Source organism: Corynebacterium maris DSM 45190, from assembly GCF_000442645.1.
GTDB lineage: Bacteria > Actinomycetota > Actinomycetes > Mycobacteriales > Mycobacteriaceae > Corynebacterium > Corynebacterium maris.
This window is the reverse complement of record NC_021915.1, coordinates 716,861-739,456: the sequence shown is the minus strand read 5'-3', so window position 1 is coordinate 739,456 and position 22,596 is coordinate 716,861. Positions and strand designations below refer to the sequence as shown.

The following is a 22,596-nucleotide window of genomic DNA, read 5'->3' as shown; positions in this document are numbered from 1 at the left end:
CCGACGACGGGGGACGACGATGAACGCCCGAGACGTCCTGTCCGGCGTCGGCGTCTCCGCGGGCGTGGCGTCGGGGCCCGTCGTGAAGGTTCTGCCGGCCCCGGGAATCGACCCCGACGAACCCGCCTGCACCGATCCGGAGGGCGACGCCGCGCGGGTGCGCGCCGTGCTGGGCGAGGTGGCGGATGAGTTGCGGGCGCGGGCCGACGAGGCGGGCGATGACGCGGGCGCCATCCTGCGGGCCACCGCCCGGTTGGCGGAGGACAAGGCGTTGCTCGCCGCCGCCACGCAGCGGCTGCGGGCCGGGGCGGGCGTCACCGGCGCCGTCCATGGCGCCGCCGCGCACTACGCCGAGAAGTTGGCCCGGGCCGGGGGCTACCTCGCGGAACGGGTGACCGACCTGCACGACGTGCGCGACCGCGCCATCTGCCGGCTGCGGGGGCTGCCCGCCCCGGGTGTGCCGCGGCTGGAGCGCCCGGCCATTGTGGTCGCGGAAGACCTCGCCGCCGCGGAGCTATCCCGACTCGATCCGGCGCTGGTGGCGGGCGTCGTCACCGCCGCCGGCGGACCGACGTCCCATTCGGCGGTGTTGGCCGCGCAACGCGGGATCCCGACGGTGGTGCAGGCTCGCGGCGTCCTCGAGCTCGCCGACGGCACGGCCGCGCTCGTCGACGGCGCCGCCGGCCAGGTCATCGTCTCCCCGACCGCGGCGGACATGACGTCACTGCGGGCGCGGGCAGTCCGGCGCGCCGAGCTGACCTCTGCCCGCGGCCGCGGTGAAACCGCCGACGGGCACGAGGTGCCGCTGCTGGTCAACATCAGTTCCGTGGCCGAGGCCCGGCAGGCCGTCGATGCGGAGGGGGTCGGGCTGTTGCGCACCGAGTTCCTCTTCTTGGGCGCCCCTGTCACCCCCACGGCGGCGGAACAGTCGGCCGTCTACGCCAACGTGTTGGCGGCCTTCGGGTCGAAGCCGGTGGTGATCCGCACCCTGGACGCGGGCGCCGACACGCCGTTGGGGTTCATCGACGCGGACCCGGAGCCCAACCCCGCGCTGGGGGTGCGGGGCCTGCGGCTGAGCATGGCCCGACGCGATCTGTTGGACACCCAGCTTAAGGCGCTGGCGGCGGCGTTTGACGCGACGGGGCGGCGGGCCGACCTGCAGGTCATGGCGCCGATGGTCACCACCGTGGAAGAGGCCCGTTGGTTCGCCGCCCGGGTGCGGGCCCACGGGTTGCCGAAGGTCGGGGTGATGGTGGAGGTGCCGGCGGCCGCGGTGCGGGCAGAACGGTTGCTCGCCGAGGTCGATTTCGCCTCGGTGGGCACCAACGACCTGGCGCAGTACACGATGGCCGCCGACCGGTTGGGTGGGGAGGTCTCTGCGCTGCTCAATCCCTGGCAACCGGCGCTGCTCGATCTGGTCGCCTCCAGTTGCCGGGCTGACACGCCGGTCGGGGCGTGCGGGGAAGTCAGCGGTGACCCGTTGTTCGCGCTCGTGCTCGTCGGATTGGGGGCCGCGTCCTTGTCGATGCCCGTCGGCCGGGTGCCGCTGGTGCGTGCGGCCTTGCGGCTGCACGACCTGGCCGCGTGTCGTCGTATCGCCGCGTCCGCCCGCGCGGCCGACACCGCCGAGCAGGCCAGGGCGGCCGCCGTGGCCGCGGCGGATCCGCGGCTGAGAGAATTGCTGTAGATAGCATGACACCGCCCCCGGAAAATTTTCCGGGGGCGGCCTTCGTCACAAAAGGTGAAGAACTACTTCTCTTCGTCTCCCAGAGCGATCAGACCGTAGTCGAACGCGTGGCGGCGGTACACCACGGACGGGCGGTTGGTCTCCTCGTCGATGAAGAGGTAGAAGTCGTGGCCGACCAGCTCCATCTCGGAGAGGGCGTCATCGACGCTCATCGGGGTGGCCGGGTGCTCCTTGGTGCGCACGACTCGGCCCGGGATCACGTCGTCGACTTCGTTCTCGTACGGGTCGACGTCGAATTCCCCCTGGGCGGCTTCGGCTGCGGCCTGCTCCGCCTTGGCGTTGGCCTCCATCTCGGCGGCGATCACGCCGGCGCCCTTGGGGGCACGGTGGCCGGACTTGGCCTTCTCGCGGCGCACCTTGACCTTGCGCAGCGAGCGCTCCATCTTGCCCAGAGCGACTTCGAGGGCGGCGTAGAAGCTGTCTTCCTTGGCTTCGGCGCGGGCGAGGTGTCCCTTGCCGGTGGCGGTGATCTGGACCCGCTCGGAGCGGTCGCCGCGGGACGGGTTGTTCTCGTGCTGGAGCTCCACGTGGAAGAAGGTCAGGGTGGGGTCGAGCTTCTCAATCTTGGCGAGCTTGCTGTTGACGCGTTCCGCGAAGTGCTCCGGGACCTCGACGTTGCGGCCGGTGATGGTCACCTGGCTGTCGGGGCGAAGGACGTCGGTGTTCTGTGCAGTGGTCATCTGCTTCCTCCCTGGGTCGGTGGGACCTTGTAATTCCAGTGTACACCTGGTTATAACCAAGGTCTTTTGTGGCCCCGCCTAAATCAGGGCCGCGATAGTAATTCATACGACTAATGGCGAGCCTTATGGCGTGTGCCACCAGCCAGTGTCCATACTTACAGATCACGCCGCGGCGATGGCCACCGCCCCCGCCACCACGCATCCGGCGGCCAACAACCGTTCCACCGACGCCGCCATCGTGGAACCGGTCGTGACCACGTCGTCGACCAGCACCACCGGCGCCGTCGGCCGGCGCCCCATCTCCACTCGCCCCACCAGGTTCCGTCGCCTCCCTGCGGCGTCCAACATGCCTTGATCAGGTGTGCCCGCCCGCAACTGCAGCGTCGCGCACACCGGCAACCCGGTGGCGCGGCACACGTCCGTCACCGGATCACCGCCGCGCAGCCTCGCCGACCGGGCCCTGGTCGGGGCAGGCACCAACACCAGCCGCTCCGGCACCTCGCCCCGGGCCTGCAGGTGCCGCACGCCGGCGGCCACGACCGCCCCGACGTGTCCGCGCACCGTCTGATCGCCCCGCTCCTTCATCGCCAACACCACGCCCCGGTGCGCGCCCGCGTAGGGGCCGAGGGCGAACACCGGAACATGCGGGTCCACCCGGGTGAACACCCGCTCCGGCGGCGTGCGCAGCTCCCCCGCGCAAGCCGGGCACAACACCCGGCCGCGCTCACCGCAGCCGGCGCACCGACGCGGCAACAGCAGCTCCACGTGACCTCCCCCTAATTGGCGACGATCGCCACCGACCGCACGCCCTGCAGCCCCGGCACCTCGCGCCAGATGACGTTTTCACTGCCGCCCGTGGGCAACTGCAGCGCCGCCCGGGCGTCCGTGGCGTACATCGTGTTCGGGCTGGCCGACACCGACACCACCGGCGCCGTGATGTTCGCCGACGACAGCGCTGAGACCGACGAGCCGTCCTGCTCCACCCGCCAGACCGGGGTCTCCAGCGCGGAGGTCCCCACCAGCAGCGAACCGTCCGGCTGCCAGTCCACCGCCAACGCCGTGCCCGACAGCTCGGCGGCGATCTCCTGGACGTTGACGATCGCCCTGCTCCCGGCGGAGGGACGCGAGACGACGCCGACGTACACGCGACCGTCGATGAGCATCGCCGCATACGAGCCCGAACGTGACAGCCGCAGCATGGAGACCTCCCCCTCCAGGTCCTCCAACGACGAGGTGTCCACCGGAAGTTGGGCGACCTCATCGGTCGACTCGGAGCGCACGACACGGACCACGTCCTCGCCGTTGAGCACCACCCAGGCCGCATTCGGGTCGAACTCGAAGGAGGGGCGGCTGATCGTGTTCGCCGTGAGCACCTCCTCCACGCTGCCCTCCCCGGCGGTGATCACCAGCGTGGACGTCTCCCCGTCCTCACGCACCGCGGCCGCCGTGCCCTCCGCGGTGAGGTCCGCCGACTCCAGGTTTCCGGCCGTCCCCAGCGGGCCGTCGACCGGGGTGGCCTGGTTCGACGAGATTTCGTAGATGCGCCCGTCCGTCAACGCGTACAGCGGCGTCGCGGCGGTCATGCCCACCCGGGGATTGAGCTCGGCGAAGTCGTCGGGCACCACCTGCGGGCGGCTCTCGATCAGCGGCATGCCGCCCGCCTCGTAGGTGTAGGGAGTCGGGACATTCGCCATTGCCAGGGTCCAGGTCAACTGCGCGGCGAATTGCCCGCGACTCTGGGCGTCGGCCTCCTCCAGGCCGCTGAAGCGGTAGACGCCCTCGGATGCGCCGATGAATTCCGCCTGCGAAGGCGGCACCGTGGACACCGCCGGAGCGACGCGTTCCGACGGCCCCTGCATCAGCATGGAGATCAGCACGGTGTCCAGGCGTTTTTCCCCGGCGAAGATCCACCTGCGGTCCCCGACCAGCACCCGTTCCGTGGTGTCGAAGAAATAGAGGTTGTGCGGCTCGTAGTTGTTGCGCAGATCCGTGCGTTCCATCACCACGCCCGACGGGAGGGAGGAGACCCGCCACTCCCCGTCGACGAGCTCCATCTCGACGGTGGCCTCGTAGGCGCCGTTTTCCGGGATATAGGAGCCGCCGTCGCGCAACGTGCCGATCACGTTGCCGCGGATGTCGAAGGTGCGCTCCTGGGAGGTCGCGCCCGCCTGGGTGGTGATGTCGAGCCGGTCGACGATCAGCGTCGAGGTGCCCGAGTCCCAGCGCTCCGCCGCCGGCGGGGTCAGATACGCCCGCGCCTGGGAGTGGTTCGCGGTGGGCGACGCCGAGGCCCGGTAGAAGTCACGCAGCAACAGGTCCGGCTGCTGCCCTTCCTCCGGCCCGAGGTCTTCCTCCGCCTGGCTGCTCGCCTCAAAAGAGCGCAACGACTGCGGGTCAGTGTCCGTGGGCAGCCCGACGCAACCGCTGAGCACCATCGCGCACACCACGGTCACCGCCGTGAGCGCCCTACGCCAACTCATTGCCGTGCCTCCGGTTCATCCGGCTGCGCCCGCCCCGGCGCCGCCTCGAGAATAAGGTCATCGTCTTCGTCGCCGTCCTCCGCGCCCGGGGCCGCCAGGGGCAGGGGCGACTGAGCCACGTCGAAGGGGCCGGCGTCCTGTTCCCGCGGGAACACGAAACGGAACTGGGAACCTACCCCGAAGTTACCCGCCGCGTCGAGGCGTCCGCCGTGCAACACAGCGTCTTCCCGGGCGATCGCCAGGCCCAGGCCAGTGCCGCCGGAATGGCGTTTCCGGGAGGCGTCGGCACGCCAGAAGCGGTTGAAGATCAGCTCTTCTTGCCCCGGCTTCAGTCCGACGCCCCCGTCGGTGACCGTGATCGCCACCGCGTGCTCGTTGGCCGCCAACGTCACCTCCACCGGGTTGCCTTCACTGTGGTCGATGGCGTTGGCGATCAGGTTGCGCATGATGCGTTCGATGCGGCGCGAATCCCCGGTCGCCCACACCTGTTCGTCCGGCTGGGTGAAAATGACCTCGACGTCGAGTTCGGCGGCCAGGTGCTTCGTCGCGTCCCAGGCCGACGCCACGCACGCTTGGACGTCCAGGCGCGTGGCCGACAGATCCGCGACGCCGGCGTCGTGCCGGGAAATCTCCAGCAGCTCCGTCAACAGGGCCTCGAAGCGGTCCAGTTCACGCATCATCAACTGGGTGGCGCGCTGGGTGTGCACCTCGAAGTCGTCGGCGTCCGCGGCGATCATGTCGGCCGCCATCCGCACGGTGGTCAACGGGGTGCGCAACTCGTGCGAGACGTCCGAGGTGAACTGACGTTGCAGGTCGCCGTACTCTTCGAGCTGGGTGATCTGGTTCGACAGTTTCTCTGCCATGTCGTTGAAACTGATCGCCAACCGCGCCATCTCGTCTTCGCCCTCCACGGCCATGCGCTCACGCAGGTGGCCGGCGGCGAGGCGTTGGGCGATGCGGGAGGCCGAGCGTACCGGCGCGGTGACCTGCTGGGTGGCCAGCCAGGCGATGGCCACCAGCAGGACGACGACCACCACGCTTGCGGTGACGAGCATGCCGCGCATCATCGCCAGGGTGGTTTCCTCGGACTCCATGGAAAACACCAGGTACAGCTGCAGGCCCGGGATGTCGGTCTCGGTGGGCGTGCCGATGATCAGCGCGTTGTACGACGTACCGTCGGCACGTTCCGTCTCCGTGAACTGGTAGGCGATCTGGCCTTCCGCCGTGAAGCGGCGCAAGCTCTCCGGCACGCGGTACCCCTCGGGCGAGGTCGTGACGGAGCCGTCCGCGTTGCCCGTCACCAGCACGGGTTCGTAGACGCTCGCCTCCGCGGGGGATTGATACGACAGCTGCGTCAGCGCCGCGTGGGCGGAATTCATGCGCGACTGCAGGGAGCTCGACGAGCCGGTGGCGTCGATCTGCTGCTCCACCGCGCCACGGGCCCGGTCGATCTCTGTGTTGGCCAGGTCGATCTTGGCGTCGGTCAGACGCGACGTGACCACGGTCGCCAACGCGAAGCCCAGAATGAGCATGACCACCGCGGAAGCGATGAAGATCGAGCCGATGACGCGGACCTGGAGCGACGTGCGCCAGGCCTCCGCCACGGAATCTCGTATCCGGCGAATCTTGTCGATGGCGGAAACCTAACTAATCTCGGAAATCTTCCGGTTTGACGGTCTTATATCCCACGCCGCGCACGGTCAGCACGATCTGCGGCTCTTCCGGGTCCTGCTCGATCTTGGCGCGCAGGCGCTGGACGTGGACGTTGACCAACCGGGTGTCGGAGGCGTGCCGGTAGCCCCACACGTTTTCCAACAGCTCTTCGCGGCTGAACACCTGGCCGGGTTTGCGCGCCATCTGCACCAGCAGGTCGAACTCGAGCGGGGTGAGGCTGATTTCCTCGTCGCCGCGCTTGACGGTGTGCTCGGCCACGTCGATGCTCAGGTCGCCGACCTCGATCATCTCGCTCGGGGCGGTTTCCGTGCGGCGCAGGCGCGCCCGGATGCGGGCGACCAGCTCCTTCGGCTTGAAGGGCTTGGTCATGTAGTCGTCGGCGCCGGACTCCAGCCCCAGGACCACGTCGACGGTGTCCGTTTTCGCGGTCAGCATGACGATCGGCACCGAGGACTCCTGGCGGATGGTGCGGCAGATGTCGACGCCGTTCATCCCCGGCAGCATGAGGTCCAGCAAAATCAGGTCCGGCTGGTGCTGTTGGAACGCCGGGACGGCCTCGGTGCCCTCATTGACGGCGATCGATTCGAAGCCTTCGGCCTCCAACACGATGGTGAGCATCTCGGAGATCGCGTGGTCGTCGTCCACGACGAGAATCTTCGCTGTCATAAAAGCCGGGCCTCCCAGGTAAGAGCCAGTTAAGAAGTGATGAAACGGATAATATCCTCAGCCTCTGAGGTTATCACCCATTCACTGCCCCACCGCCGGTTTGCGAGCTGGAGATACGCCTCCCAGGTGCGCCGTTGCAGCCCGCCGTCGCGCTCGTAGGCGTCGCGTTCCCGGTCGGCGTGCTCCGCCGCGCGGTTGATCGCGCGTTCGGAGGCGATCGCCGGGGGCGTGTCCAGCAGCACCTGCAGGTCCGGGCGGGGCAGGCCGAGACGCCCGAACTCGAGCTCGGCGACCCAGTCCACCACCGCCTCGTCCCCGGTGCGCGCCAGGGAATAGGCGGCGTTGGAGGCGACGTAGCGGTCGAGCAGTATCACCCGGTCGGAGTCGACGTACTCCGCGAGCGTGTCCAGGCTGCCGTGCCTGTCCAGCGCGAACAGCGTGGCCATGGCGTAGGCGGACTCCGTTAGGTCCCCCATCTGCCCGTGCAGCGCCTGTCGGGCGAGCTGGGCGTGGATGGAGACCTCGTAGCGCGGGAAGGCCAACACGTCGACGTCGATCCGCTCACGTAAAGCGGTGACCAGCGTGTTCTTTCCGGCGCCGTCGATTCCTTCGACCGCGATGATCATCAGTAGCGGTAGTGCTCCGGCTTGTAGGGCCCGGCGACGTCGACGCCGATGTACTCCGCCTGCTCCTTGGTCAGCTCGGTGAGCGTGCCGCCGAGGGCTTCGACGTGGACGCGGGCGACCTTCTCGTCGAGGACCTTCGGCAGCCGGTAGACCTCGTTGTCGTACTGGTCGTTCTTGGTGAACAGCTCGATCTGGGCGATGGTCTGGTCCGCGAATGAGTTGGACATGACGAACGACGGGTGGCCGGTGGCGTTGCCCAGGTTCAGCAGGCGGCCCTCGGACAGCACGATGATGGAGCGGCCGTTCGGCAGGGTGAACTCGTCGACCTGCGGCTTGATGTTCACGCGGGTGACGTCGTCGCGGCGCAGCAGCGAGGCCATGTCGATCTCGTTGTCGAAGTGGCCGATGTTGCCCAACACGGCGTGGTCCTTCATCATCTGCATGTGCTCGAAGGAGATGATGTCCTTGTTGCCGGTCGCGGTGATGACCAGGTCGGCGGTGGGGATGCCGTCCTCGACGGTGACGACGTCGTAGCCGTCCATCAGCGCCTGCAGGGCGTTGATGGGGTCGACCTCGGTGACGGTGACGATGGCGCCCTGGCCGTCGAGGGCCTCTGCGACGCCCTTGCCCACGTCGCCGTAGCCGCAGACCAGGGCCTTCTTGCCGCCGATGAGCATGTCGGTGCCGCGGTTGATGCCGTCGATGACGGAGTGGCGGGTGCCGTATTTGTTGTCGAACTTGCTCTTGGTCACGGCGTCGTTGACGTTCATCGCCGGGAAGGGCAGGACGCCTTCGTTGGCGAAGTGGTAGAGGCGGTGGACGCCGGTGGTGGTCTCCTCGGTGACGCCCTGGACGGCCTCGGCGGTCTTGGTCCACTTGCCCGGCTCGGTCTCCAGGACGCTGCGCAGCATGTTGTAGAACGCGATCTCCTCGTCGGAGTCGCTGTCCTGGGACTGCGGGACGGCGCCGGCCTTTTCGAATTCGGCGCCCTTGATCACGGCCATGGTGGCGTCGCCGCCGTCGTCGAGGATCATGTTCGGCAGCTGGTCGCCCCAGGAGAAGATCTGGTTCAGGCACCACCAGTACTCGTCGAGGGTCTCGCCCTTCCAGGCGAAGACCGGGACGCCCTGCGGGTTGTCCGGGGTGCCCTCCTTGCCGACGACGACGGCCGCCGCGGCCGGGTCCTCGGTGGAGAAAATGTTGCAGGAAGCCCAACGGACCTCTGCGCCCAGCGCCGTCAGCGTCTCGATGAGCACGGCGGTCTGGGTGGTCATGTGGATGGAGCCGGCGATGCGCGCGCCCTTCAGCGGCTGCTCGTCGGCGTACTCCGTGCGCAACGCCATCAGGCCGGGCATCTCATGCTCGGCGAGACGGATCTGGTGGCGGCCGGACTCAGCCAGGGTGAGGTCTGCGACCTTGTAATCGGTTACCTGCGGCATTACGGGAAAACTCCTAAGTACGCGTCAAACAGTTGTTGATGGTTCGATCAACCACTGTAGCGCCAACCCCCGGTCGGGGGCCTCCCGGCCTGCCGCGAAACGGCGGTTAGGCGAGCGCCTCGATGAACTGGTCGAGATCCGCGTCGGTCTCCTCGGATTCGAGCAATTCGGCGGCCGCTTCGCTCAATTCCTCGCTGCCGGAGCCGATCAGTTCGCGGATGTAGGGGTAGTCCGACGCGACCTGCCCCGCGGTGAACGGCGCCCCCGCCCAAATGGCGGCGATGGTGGCCGCGGCGAGCCCGTTGCGGCGCTCGTCCTCGGAAATGCTCCCCGCCTGCCGCAGGGCCAGCAGGCAGGCGTCCTGGATCGCTTCGATGATCTCCTCGTCATCGAGTTCCACCAGCTCATCGAGGAATTCCTCGTTGACCTCCTCAGTGAAAATCTCCTGATCCCAAGCACTCATCATGTTCTCCTTACCTGAACAGGTTGTGACGCCCGGTGCATTAAGCAACGGACTATGGTTAAATTCTGATAACTTTGTTACCGAGATGTGACCGCATCGTGTTCGCCAGGAAGCAGTGGATGGGTAAGTCAGAAAAACGCAACGTGACGGTCTTCGTCGTCACCGGAGTCCTGCTCGCGGGTGGCGTCGGGCTCGGTGTGTGGCAAGTGAGCAGCCCTACTGCTCCCGCCACCACCGATATTGCCACGACTTCCACGCTCTCCACCACACGGGCCGCAGACGAGTCTTCTACCGGGGAGAATGTGGACGACGCCCCGGAAATCGGCCCCGCCGACGACGTCATCGAGGAAGCCTCACCGAGCGTGCGCGATGATCCGTTCCTCGCCCCCAACGCCGTGCTGTCGTCCGCCCCCGAGCATTCGGCGCCGACGACGACCTACCGGCCCGACAACGTCGTGCCGCTCTCGCCCAGATACGACGACGAACCCGCCGGCGGTTCCGACGCCGGAACCTTCCGCAGTGAACCGAGCGCAGAACCGGCGCCCGTGGAACCGATCCCCACCGACGTCCCCCTCGAGCCGGAAACCGCCCCTTCCCTCCCGGAGCAGCCCACCGTGCCCGACTCCGAGGCCACCCCAGAGGCGGAGACGACGCCGGAGACCGAAAGCCCGACGTCGGAGGCGACCCCGCAGCCGAGTGCCCCGGAACAGCCCGAAGACGAGGCCACGCCGTCCCTGCCCCCGCAGGAGGAGCCGGAGCCCACTGCGACCGTTCCGGAAGAAGAACCCGCCGCCCCTGCCCAGCAGCCCGCCGTGACAGCAGAGGACGCCGCACAGACGGAAGAACCCGCCCCGGCCCCAGTCGACGAGCAAGGCTCCGGGGCACGGCCGACCCCCTGGGAGCGGGCGCTGTCCTGGCTCCGCGGCTAAGCGGCGCGGTCAGGCGCGGGCGATGAACAGCTCTGCGCCGTCGGAGGAGACAAACTCCGCGGCCGGATCATTCGCCGGCACCCAAGCCGCCTGCCCCGGGGCCAACTCCACGTCCCCGCACTGCACGACGCCGGCGGTGCACAGCACGATCGCCGGCCCGTCGTGCTCGAAGATCAGGCCGTCGGCGCCCACCTCGTGGCGGGCTAGAGTGAACTCCTCGATCGGCAACGGAAACTCCCCGTCGGATTCCGGCGCCCGGGGATCCGCCAAAGATTCGAAGTCCAGCACCCGCACCAGCTCCGGCACATCGACGTACTTGGAGGTCAGGCCGCCGCGGAGCACGTTGTCCGAGTTCGCCATGACCTCCACGCCCATGCCGTAGAGGTAGGCGTGCAGTTGTCCCGCATCCAGGTGCACGGCCTCCCCGGGGGCGAGCTTGATGCAGTTGAGCAGCAGCGCGCTGAGCACGCCGATGTCGCCGGGGTGCTGCTCCTCGAGCAGGACGACGCAGCTCAACGCCTCGCCGATCCAGTCCTCCCGGTCCAGGTGCGCCCGGGCGCAGGCGACGACGGCGTCCGTCAGTTCGCGGCGTGCCTTCGACGGGATGGAGATCCAGGTGGTGAACAGCGCACGCAGATCCCCCGCCTCTTCCGCCGGGTCGTCGGAGAGCATGTCCGTGTACCGGCGCAATTCCTGGCACGCCAGGACGTCGAAAAGCTCGCGGGTGCGCGCCAACGGGCGAAACCCCGCCAGCGCCGCGAAATCCGTCAACGCGACGATGATCTCCGGCTTGTGGAAGGGGTCCTTGTAGTTGCGGTGCCCGGCGTGCAGGTCGATGCCGTCGGCGTTCTCCCGCTCGTACCCCTCCCGGGCCTGCTCCGCGGAGGGGTGCGCCTGCAGGCTCAGCGGTTCGTCGGCGGCGAGCAATTTCACCAAAAACGGCAGCTCGCCGTTGAATTTCTCGGCCACCCGCTCACCGAGCGCCGCGACGGGGTCGTCGGCGATGACCTCGATCAGGCTGCGCTCGCCCAGGTGCGACGGCGCGGCCGGGTGCGCGCCGAACCAAATTTCCGCCTCGGGCCGCCGAGAGGGCGACTCCGTGCCACGGAGGTCGGCGAGCAGGGTGCGCGAACCCCACGGGTAGTGACGGGTGGTCCCGGTCAGCTGCTCCATCTATCTCTTTCTAGTCCTGGGCCGGCAGACGCCTGACACGCACGCGCGTCTAGAGGGCGTCATCTTCGGACCCGTTGTAGGTGGTGACGGCGAATCCCCGGGTGATCAGGCGGTGCACCTGTCCCAGGCGCCCGAGGCCGGAGGCCGGGGCCGCGACGGCGGTGGCGTTCGCCAGATCAGTGGTCTCAGCTCCCCACACGATGACCTTCAACGGTAACACTGCAAAGGGCCCGTCCAGGAATGGATCGTGGAAAATGTCGGACTGCGCGGGCACGTCCCGCAGGGCGACCGGCAGCTCCTCCGGCGTGGTCCAGCCGGAAGCCAGCCCGCGGCTGGACCACAGGGCGGAGACGAGTTCCGCCACGGCCGTCCAGCCGCGGTCGACGCCGGTGTGCACCACGCGCGCCCCGTCCGCCCAGGCGTGCAGCTGACGGCCGAGGTTGACCACTTCCCCGCGCTCGGGAGACAGCTGGGCGGCTTCGTCGTCGATGTCTTCGGCGAGCTTGGTCAACCGCTCGGCGATCAGGCGGGGGTCCTCCTCCAACGCGTCGAGCAACGTGCACACCGCGGTGATGCTGCGCGCCGGGGAGGCGCCGGCGGCGGTGGGCAGGGCGGGGACGACCAGGCAGTCATCGGGCAAGTCCTCGAGGATCGGCCCACTGGGCGGGCCGACGAAGATGGTGGTGGCGCCGCGGTTGGCGGCGGTGATCAGCGCCTGCGCGGTGATCGGGTCATCGGCCCTGTCCCCCACCGCCAGCACGACGTCGAGCGGGCCGATGTAGCCGGGCATGCGGTCACAGACCACCAGCGGCATCCGCAGCGGCGCCCGGGTGGCGGCGGCGAAGCGCGCCGAGGCCAACGCGATGTGGTCCGTGGCGACGACGACGATGCTGCGGGGTTGGCGGCCCCGCAGCTCGGCCAGCCGGTCCACCACGCCGCTGACGGCCCGCACTTGGGCGCCTTCGTGCGCGACGTCGAAGAAACGGACGGTTTCGGGGTCGTAGCGGGAGCCGTCGTAGTAGTCGTTCATGGCACCAGAATAGCGTCGTCAGGCCCGGATGACGCCTAAGATCTCCGCCACCAGCCCGTCGACCTCTTCCGTCGTGGGTGCTTCGACGTTGAGACGCAGCAGCGGTTCGGTGTTGGAGGCGCGCACGTTGAACCACGCCTTCGTGCCGGTGAGCTCGACGGTGACGCCGTCGAGGCGGTCGACCGAGGCGATGCGGTCGGCGAAGGCGTCCAGCACGGCTTGGGTGGCGGCGTCCTGGTCGGCGACGGTGGAGTTGATCTCGCCCGAGGCCTCGTAGCGGTCGTATTCGCCCATGAGCGCGCTCAGCGGGCCTTCCTGGGCGCCGAGGGCCGCCAGCACGTGCAGGGCGGCGAGGATGCCGGAGTCCGCGTTGAAGAACTCGCGGAAGTAGTAGTGCGCGGAGTGTTCCCCGCCGAACACCGCCCCGGTCTCCGCCATGGTGGCCTTGATGAAGGAGTGCCCCACGCGGGTGCGCACGGCCGTGCCGCCGTGGGCCTCGACCAGCTCGGGCACGGCCTTGGAGGTGATGAGGTTGTGGATGATCGTCGCGCCCGGGTACTCGGCCAGGTGGCGCTCCGCGACCAGGGCGGTGATCGCCGACGGGGAGACCGGCTGGCCCTTCTCGTCGATGACGAAGCACCGGTCGGCGTCGCCGTCGAAGGCCAGGCCGACGTCGGCGCCCTCGTCGAGGACGAAGCGCTGCAGGTCGACGAGGTTCTTCGGGTCGAGCGGGTTGGCCTCGTGGTTGGGGAAAGTGCCGTCGAGTTCGAAGTAGAGGGGGCGCACGTCCAGCGGCAGGCCGGCGAAGACCTCGGGGACGGTGTGTCCGCCCATGCCGTTGGCGGCGTCGACGGCCACCACCAGGGGGCGGATCTGCGTCAGGTCGACCAGGCCACGCAAGTGGGCGCCGTAGTCGGCGAGCACGTCGCGGGCGGTGACGGCGCCGGGTTCGCCGTCGTAGGTGGACGCGACGCCCTCGACGAGGTCGTCGACGACGCGCGCCAGGCCGGTGTCCTGGCTGACGGGCCGGGCCCCGGAGCGGCACAGCTTGATGCCGTTGTACTGGGCCGGGTTGTGGGAGGCGGTGAACATCGCGCCGGCGCAGTCCAGCACACCGGAGGCGTAGTAGAGCTCGTCGGTGGAGGTCAGCCCGAGCAGGGTCACGTCGAGGCCTTCGGCGGTGACTCCGGCGGCGAAGGCGTCGGCCAGCTCCGGGGAGGAGGGGCGCATGTCGTAGCCGACGGCCACGGTCGTCTCCCCTTCCTGACGCAGCAGCCGCGCGAAAGAGCCGCCGACCTCGCGCACGAAGTCGGCGTCGATGTTCTCGCCCACGACGCCGCGGACGTCATAGGCCTTGATCACAGCGGATACGGATTCACGGGAACGCATGCGGGCGCCGCCTTTACTTCAATCAAAAGGAGTAACAAGTGTCCGCATGATTCTAGCGAGAGCCCCGGTCAGTCCTCGCTGTCGGCCTCCGGGTCCGGGACGACCCGCAGGTGCGCGCGGCGGCGCTGGTTGTCGGCCGCGATGCGCTTGGTGCGCAGGACCGGGTGGGCGGAGGTGCCCGGGTCGGTGGGGTCGTCGCTGTAGTCGGACTTCTCGTCGACCAGGCCGGTGGTCACGCGGCCGGCTTCGCGGACGGCCTCAGCCAAGGCCGTCAGATCCTCGTCGTCTTCGATCTCGATCTCATGGACGCGCAGCATCTCCCAGCCCAGCGGGGCGGTGATGTTGTCGGCGTGGCGGGAGCACAGGTCCCAGCTGTGGGGTTCGGCGTCGACCGCGAGCGGACCGACGACGGCGGTCGACTCTGCGTAGGCATAGGTCAACGTGGCTACTGCGGGCTTGCCGCAACCGGGGCGCGAACAACGACGAAACTTACTCACAGCGGCTAAGTCTAAACCCTTGGTTGAGATTTGCCTACCCCTGTCCCGAACCGGAGTGTCCCGACCCATCTTCTGGCCGCGCCCGCCTAGGGTGAGAGACGTGCACACCCAATCTTTCCGCAACCGCCACGGACGTGGACTGCGTGGCCCGTTGCTGCCAGTGGACACGCCGCGGCACCGCACGCGCAGCGAGTCCTTCGACATGGCGGTCCTGGAGGCCTACGCCCCGCTGCAGAACACCTACCCCGATGAGTTGGCGGGGCTCGACGTCGCGGTCGACACGATCCCGCGCATGCGCCTGCGCGCGGACATGACGGTGCTGCCGGACGACATCGTGGCGGACGGTCCGGTGCCACTGGGTCGTGTGATCAACGCGGGCGTGGATTCCGCCGGGAGGCCGACGCGGGCGCGGATCGTGTTGTTCCGCATGCCCATCGAGGCGCGGTCCGAGGATGCGCACACACGCCAGGACCTACTGGTGGCGGTGCTCACGGCACTGGTGGCGAATTACCTGAACCTGGATCCGCGGGAGATTGATCCGCGTTTCGACATGTAGGGCAAGGCCGGGATCCGAAAGGCGTAAAGACCCGTTCTCCCGCTATGGGTGAACAGGCCTGACGGGTGGGCGTCCAGCTCGGACCTCAGCCGATCTGTCGCTTGAGGCGGCGGCGCTCCCGGTCGGAGAGCCCTCCCCAAATGCCGAACCTTTCGTCGTGTTCCAGCGCATATTCCAGGCAGTCATCGCGGACGGGACACGCCTGACAGATGCGTTTCGCCTCCCGGGTGGAACCGCCCTTTTCAGGGAAGAACGCCTCTGGGTCCGTCTGGGCGCACAGCGCCTGATCCTGCCACTCTTGCTCGACGGCGCCGAACAGGTCGTCCAGCGCCGCCGCAGCCCCGCCACGGGAAGTAACGCCGTCTATCCTACCGTCCACGCCGTCCCCTTCCCCGTATTCCGCGGTTGTTTGTCACTAACTGATACCAATGTGATTAAACCGGGAAACACTAAATACCGTCAACCGAAAAAGCGGTAACACTGACAGAATTCAGGCATTTCCCAGCGCTGCTTTCACATCAGTCACATCAGTAACACCAGTAACGCGCCCACAGGTTTGGGGGTGGCCAATGGGGGTACTACATGTGGGGTTGGGAATAGCTTTTCCTACCTCCGGACAGACTGTCCGGCGTGTCATCACGCATCCGAGGAAAACCGCACTCCGTTGTCCGGGATCATCACGCCCGGCCAGATGCGCATGCCGCCCTGCAGTTCGCAGCGCGCCCCGATCTGGGCGCCCTCACCGATGACGCAGTCCACGATCCTGGCGTTCGCCCCGATGCGGCTGCCCGCCGCAATGATGGAGTCCTTGATCGTCGCCCCCGGCTCGATGGTCGCCCCGTCGAAAATGACGGAGCCGTCGATCCGGCAGCCCGGCCCGATCTCCGCTCCGCGGCCCACCGCGGTGCCGCCCAGCAGGATGACCCCGCCCGCGACGCCCGCGCTGTCATCGACGAGCGCCTCCCCCGTGCGCCCCTCCAGCAGCGGCGAATGCGCCACGCCGCGCACCAGATCCGAGGAGCCGTGGACGAAATCGTCCGGACGGCCCATGTCGCGCCAGTAGGAGACGTCCACGTGCCCGTAGACCTTCCGGCCGTCGGAGAGGAACTTCGGGAAGGATTCCCGCTCCACAGACACCACCCGGTCGGCGGGGATTTCCTCGATCAGCTCACGGCGGAAGACGTAGCAGCCGGCGTTGACCTGATCGGTCGGCGGATCCTCGGTCTTTTCCAGAAACTCCAGCACCCGCCCGTCCTTGTCCGTCGGCACGCAACCGAACGCCCGCGGATCAGACACGCGCACCAGGTGCATCGTCAGGTCCGCGTCCTTCTCCTCGTGCGTGTGCAGGATCGCGTTCAAGTCGGTGTCGCCCAGCACGTCACCGTTGAACACCATGACGTTGTCGTGGCGCAGCTTGTCGTAGACGTTGCGGATCGCCCCGCCCGTGCCCAACGCCTCCTCCTCGACCACGTACTCGATCTCCAGGCCCAGGTCCGAGCCGTCGCCGAAGTACTCCTCGAACACCTCCGCCTTGAAGGAGGTCCCCAGGACCACGTGGGTGATGCCTGCGGCCTTGATACGCGCCAGCAAATGCTGCAGGAACGGGTAATTGGCCGTCGGCAGCATCGGCTTGGGGGTATTGACGGTCAGGGGGCGCAGCCGGGTGCCGCGCCCACCGACCAGAATGACGGCGTCCGTCTCCTGGGGGTTAGCCATGGTGGTCCTCTCATGATTCTTTACGTTGTTCACGCGCACGCGCGTCCGCGGTCACACCGACCGGCGGGTCAGCGCGATGGCCGCCGCCGCACGGGCCTTCAGCCCCGCCCGCAGCGCCCAGCGCACCGGGGCCTGCCACCAGGCGGACAACCGGTCGGCCTGGAAACTGTAGGCGCTGGCGTGATGCGCCGGCAGCATCGCCTGCGAATGATTCTCCGTGGCGTGCCCCTGCGCGTGGGTGATCTCCGCCGCGGGGCAGTACACGTTGTCGTAGCCCGCCCGGGTGAAGCGGTCACCCAAGTCGACGTCCTCGAGGTACATGAAGTAGCGCTCGTCGAAACCGCCGACGGCGTCGAAAGCCTCCCACCGCACCAGCAGGCAGGAGCCGGACAACCACCCGGCGGTGCGTTCGGCGTCCATGTCCTCAGCCTGCCGATACGCGCGCGACCACGGATTACCCGGCCACACCCGGGAGAAGAGGGCGTGTCCCACCCCGTTGCCCACCGTGGGCACGGCGCGTGCCGACGGGTAGATCGACCCGTCCGGCTCCCGGATGCGTGGGCCGACGGCCGCAGCCGAGGGCAGGCGCCGCGCGCACGCGAGGAGCTCGTCGATGGCGCCGGGGCCGAATTCGACGTCCGGGTTGGAGACGAGGAAGAACTCGGGGTCGATCTCCCCGGCCTCGCGGCGGGCCCGCAGGTGGCGGGCGCCGGCGTTCATGCCGCTGCCGTAGCCCAGGTTCCCGCCAGTGGCGAGGAACTCGACGCCGCTGCGCCGCTGCGCCGCGGCTTCCGGAGCGCCGTCGGTGGACCCGTTGTCCGCCAGCACGGTGAGGGTGCCTCGGGTGGTGGCCGCGGCCAGCGAATCCAAGAATCGCGTCAGGAAGTCACCCGGCGAATATGTCACGGTGACCACGGCAAGCGGCGGTGTTTTCTTCTCAGTCACAATGCGGGTCAGCCTACCGGGCGTCATCCGGTATTCGGCTCCGGACGCGCGGGGCGGGCCGCGGTTGTCAGCCCGCTCACAGGGGATCGGGGGCGATCGGAGAATGATTCCTGCGCTGATGCGTAATACAATCTCTTTACCCCTTCATCCCCGCCTCATCTGTGCGCCCCACCTGCTCCGGAGAATTGACACCCAGTGACGACCGACCCCTCCCGCCCCACGCGCGACATCCAGGCCCCGCCCGGACCCGCCCCGTACCAGGTGACCCGCCAGCTCGGGCCGAACTGGCTCAAGGCCGCCCTGGTGTTCGTCTCCGTGCTGGTGCTGCTGGTCTCCGGGCTGGGTTATGTGTTGGTGGGCAGGCTGGGCAACGAAGTCGCCTCCGCGTCGAACCTGTCGCTCAACGACCGGGACGGCGGCTCGGAAGTCCTCGACGGCGCCACCGACATCCTGCTGGTGGGCACCGACTCGCGTACCGACGCCCAGGGCAACCCCCTGAGCGACGAGGAGCTCGCCCGCCTCAACGCCGGCGTCGACGACGGGGAGGAAAACACCGACACCATGATGGTCGTGCGCGTGCCCGAAGACGGCTCCCGCGCCACCGCCGTGTCCATCCCCCGCGACACCTACGTCAACGACGACGACTTCGGCAACATGAAGATCAACGGCGTGTTCGCCAGCCACAAGATGGAACGCCGCGACGAGCTGCTCGCCGAGGCGCAGGACGATAGCGGGGAGCTCAGCGAATCGGAGGAGCGCCGCATCGAGCAGGCCGCCACTGAAGCAGGGCGGCAGGGGCTGCTGGAGTCCGTCGGGGATCTGACCGGCGTGGACATCGACCACTACGCCGAGGTCGGCCTGCACGGCTTCGTGCTGCTGACCAACGCGATCGGCGGCGTCGAAGTGTGCCTGAACAACCCGGTGGACGACCCCCTCTCCGGCGCGCAATTCCCCGCCGGGAGGCAAACGCTCGACGGCCTCGAGTCCCTTTCCTTCGTCCGCCAGCGCTACGGTCTGCCGCGCGGCGACCTCGACCGCATCGTGCGGCAGCAGGCCTACATGGCCTCCCTGGTGCACAAGGTCCTGTCCGCGGACGTGCTGACCAACCCGTCGAAGCTCTCCAGCATGGCCAACGCGGTGGAGCGCTCGGTGGTCATCGACGAGGACTGGGACGTCATGTCGTTTGCCACCCAGCTGGCCAACCTGGCCGGCGGCAACGTCATCTTCACCACCATCCCGGTGACCTCCGTCGACGGCGTGGGCGACTACGGCGAATCCATCATCACCGTCGACGTCGCCGAAGTCCACGGATTCATGGAGTCGTTGTCCGTGTCAGAGGAAGAAGAGGCGCCGGAAGGCGAGGACGGCGCAGACGACGCAGACCAGGAGACGGGTGAGGCTCCCGCGGGTCTGGATCCGGCGCTGGCGGACGTCCAAGTCCATGTGCTCAACTCCGGCGGCGTCGCGGGCCTGGCCGGCGAGGTCGGCGCCTGGATCGACGAGCAGGGCGTCAACGTCTCCGAGACCGCCAACGCCCAGCCGGGCGTCTACTACACCAGCCAGGTCGTCGCCGCCGACCCCGACTCCCCCGCGGCGGCCGCCCTGGCGGAGAAGCTGGGCGGCCTGCCCGTCACCGCGAACGCGAGCCTGGACGACGACGTCCTCATCGTGGTCGCCGCCGACGACTATCTCGGCCCCTCCGCCGAGGTCGCGGAGGAATCAGCGGCCGTGGACACGAGCACCGAGGCCCCGGTGGGCACCCCGGGCGCCGACTTCGGCCACACGGAGGAGGCCCCGGAGCTGGACGCCGGCGGCGACGGCCCGCGCTGCGTGAACTAGCACGCCGCGCGGACCGGCCCGGCCACGTCCTTCACCGCCCATACCCGCCATCCTGACGGTAACCTGAGTCACGTGCAGTTGTTTCCCCTCCCGAAAGGTTCATCATGACTCAGCCCCCGTACGACAACGACCCAGAGAACACCGGCGACGACTCCCCCACCCCGCCGAAGCAGAATCCCCTCCGCCCGGAACCCACCGACACAGGCGGCAGTACCCCCGCCGGGGAGAACTCCGCACAGGAGGACACCTCCCCGTACGGCACGGGCTGGCAGTCCCCGGACTCCTCGGCGAAACAGCACCCCGGTTACAACAGCTACGGTTCGGGCCAGCAGGATTATCCTGGTGCCCAGCAGCCCTACGGCACCGCGCACCAGGGCTACGGCACCGGCCAGACGGGCTACGGCTCCGCCTCCGGCTACCCCTCCTACGGCGCTCCCGCCTCCGGCCCGGCGGGCAGCACCAGTGAGCAGGGCAAGGGCTTCTTCAGCGCGCTTTTTGACTTCAGCTTCGATCACTTCGTGGCCGTGAAGTTCGCCCGCGTCATCTACATCATCGCGGTGATCCTCGCCGCCGCCACCCTGATCTTCGGCTGGTTGCTGCCGGCGCTGGCCATGTTCGGCGAAAGCTTCTTCGGCGGCATCGCGCTGCTGCTCTTCGCCTGGATCCCCGTCGGCTTGATAGCCCTGGTGCAGCTGGTGTTCATCCGCGTGTTCCTGGAGTTCGTGATTTCCTCGGTCAAGACCGCGGAGAACACCTCAAAGCTGGTGGAGCAGGGCACGTCCCGCTAGTTTCCCGACCCGCCCCCGTTCCCCGCCCGCTTCGTGCCTACAGTGGGGAGCCATGAAGTTATTTGCTCATCTCCTGTCCGCCGATCCGGCGGCCCCACGGCTGACGGCGTACAACGAATCGACCGGCGCACGCATGGATTTCTCGGCCCAAACCCTGGACAACTGGGCCGCCAAGATCGCGAACATGCTCGAAGAGGAACTCGACCTGGAGGAAGGCTCCACCATCGCGATCGACCTGCCGGTGGGCTGGCAGGCGGCGGTCACGGTCTTCGGCGCCCTGGCCGCGCGCGTGAACGTGCGCATGACCTCCGAGCCCAGCGACGAGGACGCGGTGTTCACCACCCTGGAACGCCACGAGGCGTGGGCCGGCAGCGGCGCCGACGTGCTGCTGGTCTCTGAGGATCCTTTCGGCCGGGGCATTGAGGAGTCCGGCGGGGAAATGCCGCTGGGCGCCCTCGACTTCGGCCCGACGGTGCGCTTCTACGGCGACCAGTACTTCGGTGACGCCCCGGCGCTGCCGGAAATTATCGACGCCCCCACCACCGAGCGGCTGCTGTCGACCGGGTGGACGGACTTCGACGGTTTCACCGACGTCGTGCTGCGCCCGCTGGCCGGAGGCGGTTCCGCGGTGGTCGTCGCCGGCGTCGCCGACACCGACCGGCTCGACGAGATCGCGGCGAGCGAAAAGACCACCGCCCGGGCGTAGTGCGCCGGGGCCTGCCTATCCCCGAATCTTCCGCCACAGCACCCGCAGCGCCGAATGCGGGGTGGCGAAGATTTCCCGCAAATAGTTCCCGCCCCGTTGCTGCCGCGGGGTGCGCGCGGTGACCATCTTCACCGGCACCCCCAGGTGCCAGGCCCACAACCGCGTGCGCCAGGCGTGAAACTCGTTGGTCACCGTCCACCACCGCCGGGTCTCCGGCAGCAGGGCGTGGGCGTTTTCTAGGTTCTCGTTCGTGCTGGTCGCATGCGGCTCCACCAGGATGCGATCGGTGGCCAGGCCCTGGTCCTTCAACCATTCGGCCATGACCTCCGCCTCTCCCCTTCCGGAAACCACCACGCTGGGGTGTTTGCCTGCGTGGTCCAGCTCGTCGACGAGCCGCAGCGCCCGCCGCAGCCGGGAGAGCAGTACCGGCTGGGCGGCTCCGTTTTTCACGCGGGCGCCGAGCACCAGCACGTTGTCTTTGCTCACGTGACCTACTTCTCCGGGATCAAGACAGCAGGCGGTGGGAGCGCAGGCGGACGTCCTCCGCCTGGTGCAGCGCTTCGCGCAGGTTCTGCGGGGTCGGGGCGGCGTTCAGCAATTCCTTGGCAGATGACGCCTTGAGCTTCAACCGTGCGAGCTCCGCCTGGTCGGTCTGGTTCAGGTCGGTGCCGATGCCCTGGGTCATGCTCAGGAAGTCCAGCTCCAGGTGGATGTCGTTGAGGTCCCGGCGCGCGTCGTCAGCCATGTCCTGCAGGGCGTCGATGCGCTGCTGGTTTTTCTTGCGCTGCCAGACCCCGCGCCAGCCGTAGACGGCGATAAGCAGTCCGACGACGGGCCCGCCGATCAGGAGGACGACGCCGAGCACCTGCAGGGCGATGGCGATGCCCCACATGACGAGTCCGATGATGAACAGTCCTACGAGCAGCACTGCGCAGCCGGAGGATTTTGAGTTGTTATTCACTGAGCCACTCCCACATCGCAGATCCCATTTCCATCAGTCCCCAGCCGCCCAGCATCACCAGGATGGCGACGAGGACGCCGATGGCGGTCCAGGCTAAGGCGGCCGGTACTGTCCGGCCGGGTTTGTCGCTCAAGTCGTCGACCAGTCGGCCGAGTTCCTCGTCGAATTCCTGCAGGTCTGCTTCTGTATGGATCGCGCCTCGCTTGGCGCGCAGCCACTCGGGGTCGGGGATCGGGGCGGCCTCGACGTCCTGCCCCGGGGATGGGGTACTCATGTGTATGACCATAGAACA

Annotated in this window: 24 protein-coding genes; 6 read left to right on the top strand and 18 right to left on the bottom strand. The window is 68.3% G+C overall.

From position 1 onward, the window contains the following. The first annotated feature begins 19 nt into the window (after positions 1-19). Positions 20-1,687 carry a phosphoenolpyruvate--protein phosphotransferase gene (locus B841_RS03545; RefSeq protein WP_020934116.1) on the top strand — a complete coding sequence of 556 codons (1,668 nt, stop codon included), beginning with the start codon at positions 20-22 and terminating at the stop codon, positions 1,685-1,687. A gap of 62 nt (positions 1,688-1,749) precedes the next feature. Here B841_RS03545 and hpf read toward each other — a convergent pair whose 3' ends face one another. The 8 genes from hpf to B841_RS03505 form a co-directional block, all read right to left on the bottom strand. Next, the gene (hpf, locus tag B841_RS03540; RefSeq protein ID WP_020934115.1) at positions 1,750-2,427 is read right to left on the bottom strand and encodes a ribosome hibernation-promoting factor, HPF/YfiA family; all 678 of its coding nucleotides are present in this window, start codon (positions 2,425-2,427) and stop codon (positions 1,750-1,752) included. Positions 2,428-2,589: 162 nt separating this feature from the next. Further along, complete coding sequence (locus B841_RS03535) at positions 2,590-3,192, bottom strand: ComF family protein (RefSeq protein WP_020934114.1); 603 nt, start codon at positions 3,190-3,192, stop codon at positions 2,590-2,592. A gap of 11 nt (positions 3,193-3,203) precedes the next feature. Beyond that, positions 3,204-4,907, bottom strand: a complete 1,704-nt coding sequence (gene lpqB / locus B841_RS03530; protein ID WP_041631729.1) for an MtrAB system accessory lipoprotein LpqB — start codon at positions 4,905-4,907, stop codon at positions 3,204-3,206. Next, positions 4,904-6,439: an MtrAB system histidine kinase MtrB gene (mtrB, locus tag B841_RS03525; RefSeq protein ID WP_084482070.1), complete on the bottom strand. Its 1,536-nt coding sequence runs from the start codon at positions 6,437-6,439 to the stop codon at positions 4,904-4,906. The genes lpqB and mtrB overlap by 4 nt, the downstream gene beginning before the upstream one ends. Before the next feature lie 115 nt (positions 6,440-6,554). Beyond that, positions 6,555-7,247 carry an MtrAB system response regulator MtrA gene (gene mtrA, locus B841_RS03520; RefSeq protein ID WP_020934111.1) on the bottom strand — a complete coding sequence of 231 codons (693 nt, stop codon included), beginning with the start codon at positions 7,245-7,247 and terminating at the stop codon, positions 6,555-6,557. A 29-nt stretch (positions 7,248-7,276) separates the two neighbouring features. After that, entirely contained in the window at positions 7,277-7,873 is a 597-nt protein-coding gene (locus B841_RS03515) for a dTMP kinase (RefSeq protein WP_020934110.1), read from the bottom strand. Further along, positions 7,873-9,312, bottom strand: a complete 1,440-nt coding sequence (gene ahcY, locus B841_RS03510) for an adenosylhomocysteinase (RefSeq protein WP_020934109.1) — start codon at positions 9,310-9,312, stop codon at positions 7,873-7,875. The genes B841_RS03515 and ahcY overlap by 1 nt, the downstream gene beginning before the upstream one ends. 106 nt (positions 9,313-9,418) lie before the next feature. Further along, complete coding sequence (locus tag B841_RS03505; protein WP_020934108.1) at positions 9,419-9,775, bottom strand: DUF4259 domain-containing protein; 357 nt, start codon at positions 9,773-9,775, stop codon at positions 9,419-9,421. 119 nt (positions 9,776-9,894) lie between these two features. On the opposite strand from B841_RS03505, the gene B841_RS03500 reads away from it, so the two are divergent. Then, complete coding sequence (locus B841_RS03500) at positions 9,895-10,704, top strand: DNA-directed RNA polymerase II subunit (protein WP_020934107.1); 810 nt, start codon at positions 9,895-9,897, stop codon at positions 10,702-10,704. A gap of 9 nt (positions 10,705-10,713) precedes the next feature. Here B841_RS03500 and manA read toward each other — a convergent pair whose 3' ends face one another. The 4 genes from manA to B841_RS03480 all read right to left on the bottom strand — a co-directional run bounded on the left by manA (position 10,714) and on the right by B841_RS03480 (position 14,793). Further along, positions 10,714-11,877: a mannose-6-phosphate isomerase, class I gene (manA, locus tag B841_RS03495; protein WP_020934106.1), complete on the bottom strand. Its 1,164-nt coding sequence runs from the start codon at positions 11,875-11,877 to the stop codon at positions 10,714-10,716. A 49-nt stretch (positions 11,878-11,926) separates the two neighbouring features. Further along, positions 11,927-12,907 carry a MurR/RpiR family transcriptional regulator gene (locus tag B841_RS03490; protein ID WP_020934105.1) on the bottom strand — a complete coding sequence of 327 codons (981 nt, stop codon included), beginning with the start codon at positions 12,905-12,907 and terminating at the stop codon, positions 11,927-11,929. Between the two features lie 18 nt (positions 12,908-12,925). Further along, positions 12,926-14,296: a phosphomannomutase/phosphoglucomutase gene (locus tag B841_RS03485; RefSeq protein WP_020934104.1), complete on the bottom strand. Its 1,371-nt coding sequence runs from the start codon at positions 14,294-14,296 to the stop codon at positions 12,926-12,928. A 68-nt stretch (positions 14,297-14,364) separates the two neighbouring features. Continuing rightward, positions 14,365-14,793 (bottom strand): DUF3499 domain-containing protein, encoded by a 429-nt coding sequence (locus tag B841_RS03480; RefSeq protein ID WP_156844687.1) that lies wholly within the window; start codon positions 14,791-14,793, stop codon positions 14,365-14,367. A 100-nt stretch (positions 14,794-14,893) separates the two neighbouring features. On the opposite strand from B841_RS03480, the gene B841_RS03475 reads away from it, so the two are divergent. Continuing rightward, on the top strand, positions 14,894-15,349 hold the full coding sequence (locus tag B841_RS03475; protein WP_020934102.1) for a metallopeptidase family protein: 456 nt from the start codon (positions 14,894-14,896) through the stop codon (positions 15,347-15,349). Positions 15,350-15,434: 85 nt separating this feature from the next. Here the strand turns inward: B841_RS03475 and B841_RS03470 are convergent, their stop codons facing one another. The 3 genes from B841_RS03470 to B841_RS03460 form a co-directional block, all read right to left on the bottom strand. Further along, positions 15,435-15,728, bottom strand: coding sequence for a WhiB family transcriptional regulator (locus B841_RS03470; protein ID WP_020934101.1), 294 nt, complete (start codon positions 15,726-15,728; stop codon positions 15,435-15,437). A gap of 257 nt (positions 15,729-15,985) precedes the next feature. Further along, positions 15,986-17,065 carry a mannose-1-phosphate guanylyltransferase gene (locus tag B841_RS03465; RefSeq protein ID WP_020934100.1) on the bottom strand — a complete coding sequence of 360 codons (1,080 nt, stop codon included), beginning with the start codon at positions 17,063-17,065 and terminating at the stop codon, positions 15,986-15,988. A 51-nt stretch (positions 17,066-17,116) separates the two neighbouring features. Continuing rightward, positions 17,117-18,037 (bottom strand): glycosyltransferase family 2 protein, encoded by a 921-nt coding sequence (locus tag B841_RS03460; protein ID WP_041631728.1) that lies wholly within the window; start codon positions 18,035-18,037, stop codon positions 17,117-17,119. 168 nt (positions 18,038-18,205) lie between these two features. Between B841_RS03460 and B841_RS03455 the strand changes: the two genes are divergently transcribed. From B841_RS03455 to B841_RS03445, 3 genes are all read left to right on the top strand, one after another. Next, complete coding sequence (locus tag B841_RS03455; protein WP_020934098.1) at positions 18,206-19,849, top strand: LCP family protein; 1,644 nt, start codon at positions 18,206-18,208, stop codon at positions 19,847-19,849. Between the two features lie 104 nt (positions 19,850-19,953). Further along, a complete protein-coding gene (locus B841_RS13285; protein WP_020934097.1) occupies positions 19,954-20,637 on the top strand; it encodes a DUF4282 domain-containing protein in 684 nt (227 codons plus the stop codon). Between the two features lie 52 nt (positions 20,638-20,689). Next, positions 20,690-21,343, top strand: a complete 654-nt coding sequence (locus B841_RS03445; RefSeq protein WP_020934096.1) for a TIGR03089 family protein — start codon at positions 20,690-20,692, stop codon at positions 21,341-21,343. A 15-nt stretch (positions 21,344-21,358) separates the two neighbouring features. Here B841_RS03445 and B841_RS03440 read toward each other — a convergent pair whose 3' ends face one another. The 3 genes from B841_RS03440 to B841_RS03430 are packed head-to-tail and all read right to left on the bottom strand — an operon-like array spanning position 21,359 to position 22,578. Beyond that, positions 21,359-21,829 carry a YdcF family protein gene (locus B841_RS03440; protein ID WP_020934095.1) on the bottom strand — a complete coding sequence of 157 codons (471 nt, stop codon included), beginning with the start codon at positions 21,827-21,829 and terminating at the stop codon, positions 21,359-21,361. Positions 21,830-21,848: 19 nt separating this feature from the next. Continuing rightward, entirely contained in the window at positions 21,849-22,304 is a 456-nt protein-coding gene (locus B841_RS03435; protein WP_156844685.1) for a hypothetical protein, read from the bottom strand. After that, the gene (locus B841_RS03430) at positions 22,297-22,578 is read right to left on the bottom strand and encodes a hypothetical protein (RefSeq protein ID WP_156844683.1); all 282 of its coding nucleotides are present in this window, start codon (positions 22,576-22,578) and stop codon (positions 22,297-22,299) included. The genes B841_RS03435 and B841_RS03430 overlap by 8 nt, the downstream gene beginning before the upstream one ends. Positions 22,579-22,596 lie beyond the last annotated feature (18 nt).